The organism is Moorena sp. SIO4E2 (assembly GCF_010671945.1).
Classification (GTDB): Bacteria; Cyanobacteriota; Cyanobacteriia; order Cyanobacteriales; family Coleofasciculaceae; genus Moorena; species Moorena producens.
On the sequence record NZ_JAAHIE010000488.1, the window covers coordinates 1 to 5,375 of the forward strand.

Consider the following 5,375-nt stretch of genomic DNA (forward strand, 5'->3'; position numbering starts at 1 on the left):
GGGAATCGGGAATAGGCATGCTAGCAATAGGCAACAGTGTCGGAACTGTGCGGCCAGTGCAATGGTTTTCTGAAGTGTGCGCTCAGTGCAAAGGTTTTCTGAAGTGTGCGTTCAGTGCAACGGTTTTCTGATCACTATTGATAGGAAAAGGAACTTCCAAGCAAGGGGAGTGTCCCAAGTGTCGGAAGTGTGCGGCCAGTGCAACGGTTTTTTCAAGTGTGCGCTCAGTGCAACGGTTTTTTGATCAAAATTGATCTAAAAAGGGACTTCGGGGGGGAGTGTCGGAACTATGTGCTCAGTGCAACGGTTTTCTCAACTGTCGAAAGTGTGGGGAGATCGGGAGTCAGCTCAGCGTTCCCTCTTGCCTCTTGCCTCTTGCCTCTTGCCTTTTGCCTCTTGCCTGTTCCCTACTCCCTACTCCCTACTCCCTACTCCCAGCTAGAATAAAGTGGACTATAGTTTAAGGTAATAAATCATGGATGCTCCTACTGCAACTAGGGAAGAGCTGTTTGTTAAATGGCAAGCGCTACCACCTGTATTCCAGCAGCAGGTATTAGACTTCATTGATTTTCTGTTGGGCAAGTATGGACAGCAGCAGTCTGAAACTACTCCTCAAAAGCAGTTACGTCCATTTGGACTCTGTCTCGGCCAGTTTAAAGTCCCTGATGATTTTGATGCCCCGTTGCCAGATGAGATTCTAGACGGGTTTGAGCAATAGTGAAAATTCTGTTAGATACGCATATTTTCCTATGGTTCATCAGTGGCGACACTCGGCTATCAACAGATGTTCGAGACATCATCCGCGACCCAGATAACGAAGTCTACTTGAGTGTTGTTTCAGTTTGGGAGGCAATAGTCAAGTATCAACTGGGTAAGCTACCATTGCCAGAGCCACCAGAGAAGTTTTTGCCAAAGCAGCGTGAACTTCACCAAATTGCTAGTCTCGATCTTGATGAAGGTAGTGTTACTCAGTTATCAAAATTGCCCCTGCTCCATCGCGATCCCTTTGATAGGATGCTGATCAGCCAGGCTTTGGAGAAAGGTTTGACAGTGGCAACTGTGGATCGAGAAATCCGCGCCTACCAAAAAAACTTGCAGTTGAAAGTCCTCGACGTTAAGTAGAGGGATGATAATAAATGACCGGATTGATCCGGTTGTCTTTTTGATTGCTAACTTTTCTAAAGTATCTGATCAACCCTAGCATTTTCAGTTGAGATGTGAAACAATGAAAATGCTAGAGAGGTATCTGTGTAATTAAAGCATACACAAAGCGAGCAGTATATTGGATATTTGTGTCAATTTTTCCTGGGCGAATGATTAATCAGGAGGGAACAGGGAATCGGGAATTTAGAATTTAGAATTTAGAATTTAGAATTTAGAATTTAGAATTTAGAATCGGGAATCGGGAATCGGGAATCGGGAATCGGGAATACAGAATAGGCAAGAAGCAAGAGGCAAAAGGGAAAACTGATCTGACTCCCCTACTCCCTACTCCCTACTCCCTACTCCCTACTCCCTACTCCCTACTCCCTATGCCCTAGTAACGACGCCGGGAGACACTAGCTTCACCCAACTTACGCCAGGTATGCCAGCCAACTACTCCATCCACTTTCAAACGGTTGTTGCGTTGGAATTGAGTCACACCTAGGTAGGTATATCGGTCAAAATTGGCGTTAAATTTAACAATGGTGTAGCCCAAGCTGATTAGGATCTGCTGCAAAAATCGTACGGCGTCACCATTGTTACCAGGAGTCAGCACTGGCATAGTCACAGTAGTAATTGTGTCAAGGGTTAGGGATGGTGGGTTATAGGGAGGATAGGGAGGATAGGAATGTTGGGCGTCAACGTTGATCACTTCTTTTGGGCTTTCCATGGATGGGGCGGTTGCCATCCCTAGGTCTTGATTGTCCATAGTTTCTGGTGAATTGGTCATGGATTGGTCATCCGCCATCATGGTTTGGGCGGGATTTGGGATTGGTATTTCTGAGTTTTTCATGATTTGTGCTGAAGTTGTGAATAGGTTTTGGTTAACAAGCGACTATTCAAGGTTTTCAATTGGGTAGGAATTAGGGAGTAGGGAGCAGGGAGTAGGGAGTAGGGAGGTAAGCATTCAGCTATCAGCCCTCAGCCGTCAGCTAATCAACGGTCGGTAGTAACCCATCACCGAGTCAAACTTTAATGAGATGCACGCGATTGACCTTTGGTCACGCTACGCGAACGCGTTTTTGATAGCGATCCTGTGGTTATAGGGTTTTTCAGATCGTAAGTATTCAGCTAAAGGCCTTTGGCCACGCTACCGAAACAGTTTATGCCCATAGCGCACGCTACACCGAACAACTTGTGAATAAAATAAGCTGACGGCTGACGGCTGACGGCTGAATGCTTACCTCATACCTATGAAGTACACAGGATTTTTTCCCTGTTCCCTCTTGCCTTTTGCCTAAACTCCAAAATCTACCTCAACCAATTGAGAACTGCGATAGATCTAGTCCAGACCGATTGAGCAACCGAAAAAAGATGGAACAATTATTGGTTTGTTTTTCCGTTATACTCAATTAAGCTGTCTGATCTTCAATTTATAACCGCTATTGTATGCTTCAGGAATTGCAGGTGGTATTTCGGCAAAAGCTTCCTTTGTTTTTCTGTTGAATAACCCGTGATCATAACAATTTTCAATCCTAAGCGAAAAATACCTCTCTAGACAGTGGATACTACAGGAAATTGAGAATTGAGAATTGAGAATTGAGAATTGAGAATTGGGAATCGGGAATCGGGAGGTGGGAATCGGGAATCGGGAATCGGTTGTGGTGGGAAAATGCGATCGCAGATGGCTGTGGTGGGAAAATGCGATCGCAGATGGCTGTGGTGGGAAAATGCGATCGCAGATGGCTGTGGTAGGAAAATGCGATCGCAGATGGCTGTGGTGGGAAAATGCGATCGCAGATGGCTGTGGTGGGAAAATGCGATCACAGATGGCTGTGGTAGGAAAATGCGATCGCAGATGGCTGTGGTAGGAAAATGCGATCGACATCGACGAAGAAGAATCTTAGAGGTGGCCGGGAGTAGGGGTTGGAAAAGTTGTTCGCCTTTGGCGTTCGGTGAAGGGTAGGTTGAAAGTTGTCAAGTTGTTCGCGTAGCGTGGCCGAAAGGCCAAGGTTGTTCGCCCTTGGCGTCCCTTGTAGGCTAGGTTAGTTGGTTGTTCGCCCTTGCCGTCCCTTGTAGGGTAGGTTGGCAGGTTGAATGTTGAATGTTGCCTCTTGCCGATTCCCACCTCCCGATTCCCACCTCCCGATTCCCACCTCCCGATTCCCTAAAACCCAAGATGCTAAGCTCAAACTATCAGGCTCAACAGAGGATCATGTACCAAACTGACCCACCCCGTCCTCCCAGGGAAACCATGCCCACTATGTATGACCTACCTAGTGAAGACCCAGACGAAGAGGAATTAGATCCAACTGTTCATCCCCGTCCAGTGTGGGAAACCATGCCCACTATGTATGACCTACCTAGTGAAGACCCGGAGGAGCCTGGTTTGCCTGACGAATTTCATGACTTCCAACCCCAGCTATTGCGGGAAACCTGCCAACCTCCCAACTATCCCAGGGAGGAAATGTTTATTGGTACAGACCTCAATTTATATTACGATAGTCATCATTTGTTGTGGCACAAACGACCAGATTGGTTTCTGGTACTGGGTGTGACTCCCGCTCAACAACAAAAAGACCTTCGCTGGAGTTATGTGGTTTGGCAGGAAGGAAGAGCGCCATTTTTGGTAGTGGAACTCCTATCACCAGGTACGGAAGCTGAAGATTTAGGACAAACCCTAAGGTCTGCCAACAAGCCACCCACCAAATGGCAAGCATATGAACAATATATGCGGATTCCTTACTATGTGGTCTTTGACCGTTATCAAAACCAGTTGCGGGTGTTTCAATTAATGCCCGCCCAGTATCAGGAAGTAGAGCTTTCTGAACCCAAATTTTGGATTCGAGAACTGGAATTAGGGTTAGGAGTCTGGCTTGGGAAATATCAAGAAACAGAAGGGTTGTGGCTGCGTTGGTATGATGAAGCTGGTAATTGGATTGAGACTTTAAAAGAACACGCTCAACAGGAATCCCAACGGGCAGAACAGGAATCCCAACGGGCAGAACAGGAATCCCAACGGGCAGAACAGGAATCCCAACGGGCAGAACAGGAACGCCAACGGGCAGAACGATTGGCAGAAAAATTGCGTACCCTTGGCATCAATCCCGATGATTTGTAAGGGGGGTCTAAGCTGTTGTGCATTTAAATTGCAAAACAGCAAGGCAGAAGGCAGAAGGCAGAAGGCAGAAGGGAAAAGAGTTTCAGGGTTTTTTTCCTGATTTCATAAAGCGATGCAGCAAGGGAACAGGGGGTTTCCCCCACTCGCTATTGCATCAAGACAAGGGAGTTTAAATGGGTAACAGCTTATGGCAACATCAACATCACAACCGATGCTAATTCCCATTCTGGAAAACGGCGATCGCTTAACTCGGGTGGAATTTGAACGACGATACCAGGCAATGCCTGATACCAAGAAAGCGGAATTGATTGAAGGAGTCGTTTACGTGGCATCTCCCGTCAGGATCACTAAACATGCCAATCCCCATGGAAAAATCATTACCTGGCTAGGAGTCTATGAAGCCGCTACCCCTGGTGTCATGTTGGGAGACAATCCTACGGTGCAGTTAGATTTTGATAATGAGCCCCAACCGGATGCAATTCTGCGCATTGATCAACAAAAGGGTGGACAGTCCCGCATTAGTGACGATGACTATGTAGAAGGAGCACCGGAGTTGATTGTCGAGATTGCGGCCAGTAGTGCTTCCTACGACCTACATGACAAGCTACGGGCTTACCGGCGCAATGGAGTAAGGGAGTATCTAGTTTGGCTGGTGCAAGAGCAACAGTTTCGCTGGTATGAATTGGATGCAGGGGAGTATGTACAGCAGCAGCCCGATCAGTTGGGGGTGCTGAGCAGTAACGTGTTTCCAGGATTGCAGTTGGCAGTAGGGGCGTTACTAGCTGGAGAAATGCAACGGGTATTGGCAGTGCTTCAGGAGGGGATAGACTCAAAGGCACATAAAGACTTTGTGGCTCGATTGGCTCAGTAGCTGATACTGGGGAGATGGCTATTGCGATTGACCTTCGGTCACGCTTCGCGAACGCAAACAGCAACAAACCCACTGCTGGGACCCTAGGTGACTTACCCAAGTGCTACCCTCAAACTATCAGGTTCAACAGAAGATCATGTACCAAACTGACCCACCGCTTTCTCCCAGCGAAACTATGCCGACTATGTATGACTTACCTAGTGAAGACCCAGAGGAGCCTGGTTTGCCTGACGAATTTCA

Annotated in this window: 8 protein-coding genes; 5 read left to right on the forward strand and 3 right to left on the reverse strand. The window is 47.2% G+C overall.

Going from position 1 to position 5,375, the window contains the following annotated elements; translation table 11 throughout:
• Positions 1-298: 298 nt before the first annotated feature.
• Genes F6K37_RS31170 through F6K37_RS31180 form a run of 3 tightly spaced genes read left to right on the forward strand, consistent with a single transcriptional unit; the run spans position 299 to position 1,122 of the window.
• On the forward strand, positions 299-442 hold the full coding sequence (locus F6K37_RS31170) for a hypothetical protein (RefSeq protein ID WP_287254418.1): 144 nt from the start codon (positions 299-301) through the stop codon (positions 440-442).
• Positions 443-475: 33 nt separating this feature from the next.
• Complete coding sequence (gene vapB, locus F6K37_RS31175) at positions 476-718, forward strand: type II toxin-antitoxin system VapB family antitoxin (RefSeq protein WP_009149896.1); 243 nt, start codon at positions 476-478, stop codon at positions 716-718.
• Complete coding sequence (locus tag F6K37_RS31180) at positions 718-1,122, forward strand: type II toxin-antitoxin system VapC family toxin (protein WP_009149899.1); 405 nt, start codon at positions 718-720, stop codon at positions 1,120-1,122. Before vapB ends, F6K37_RS31180 begins: the two co-directional genes overlap by 1 nt.
• Positions 1,123-1,537: 415 nt before the next feature.
• Here F6K37_RS31180 and F6K37_RS31185 read toward each other — a convergent pair whose 3' ends face one another.
• From F6K37_RS31185 to F6K37_RS31195, 3 genes are all read right to left on the reverse strand, one after another.
• Entirely contained in the window at positions 1,538-1,996 is a 459-nt protein-coding gene (locus tag F6K37_RS31185) for a peptidoglycan-binding domain-containing protein (RefSeq protein WP_009149902.1), read from the reverse strand.
• Between the two features lie 555 nt (positions 1,997-2,551).
• A complete protein-coding gene (locus F6K37_RS31190; protein WP_287254421.1) occupies positions 2,552-3,031 on the reverse strand; it encodes a hypothetical protein in 480 nt (159 codons plus the stop codon).
• A 15-nt stretch (positions 3,032-3,046) separates the two neighbouring features.
• Positions 3,047-3,271 carry a hypothetical protein gene (locus tag F6K37_RS31195; protein ID WP_154659904.1) on the reverse strand — a complete coding sequence of 75 codons (225 nt, stop codon included), beginning with the start codon at positions 3,269-3,271 and terminating at the stop codon, positions 3,047-3,049.
• Positions 3,272-3,358: 87 nt separating this feature from the next.
• On the opposite strand from F6K37_RS31195, the gene F6K37_RS31200 reads away from it, so the two are divergent.
• Entirely contained in the window at positions 3,359-4,264 is a 906-nt protein-coding gene (locus F6K37_RS31200) for a Uma2 family endonuclease (RefSeq protein WP_071108098.1), read from the forward strand.
• 187 nt (positions 4,265-4,451) lie between these two features.
• Positions 4,452-5,135: a Uma2 family endonuclease gene (locus F6K37_RS31205; RefSeq protein ID WP_287254423.1), complete on the forward strand. Its 684-nt coding sequence runs from the start codon at positions 4,452-4,454 to the stop codon at positions 5,133-5,135.
• Positions 5,136-5,375: the final 240 nt, after the last annotated feature.

Coding starts and splice junctions, on each gene's coding strand:
- vapB (WP_009149896.1), top strand. CDS start 476: ATGGATGCTCCTACTGCAACTAGGGAAGAGCTGTTTGTTAAATGGCAA.
- F6K37_RS31185 (WP_009149902.1), bottom strand. CDS start 1,996: ATGAAAAACTCAGAAATACCAATCCCAAATCCCGCCCAAACCATGATG.
- F6K37_RS31190 (WP_287254421.1), bottom strand. CDS start 3,031: ATGTCGATCGCATTTTCCTACCACAGCCATCTGCGATCGCATTTTCCT.
- F6K37_RS31200 (WP_071108098.1), top strand. CDS start 3,359: ATGTACCAAACTGACCCACCCCGTCCTCCCAGGGAAACCATGCCCACT.
- F6K37_RS31205 (WP_287254423.1), top strand. CDS start 4,452: ATGGCAACATCAACATCACAACCGATGCTAATTCCCATTCTGGAAAAC.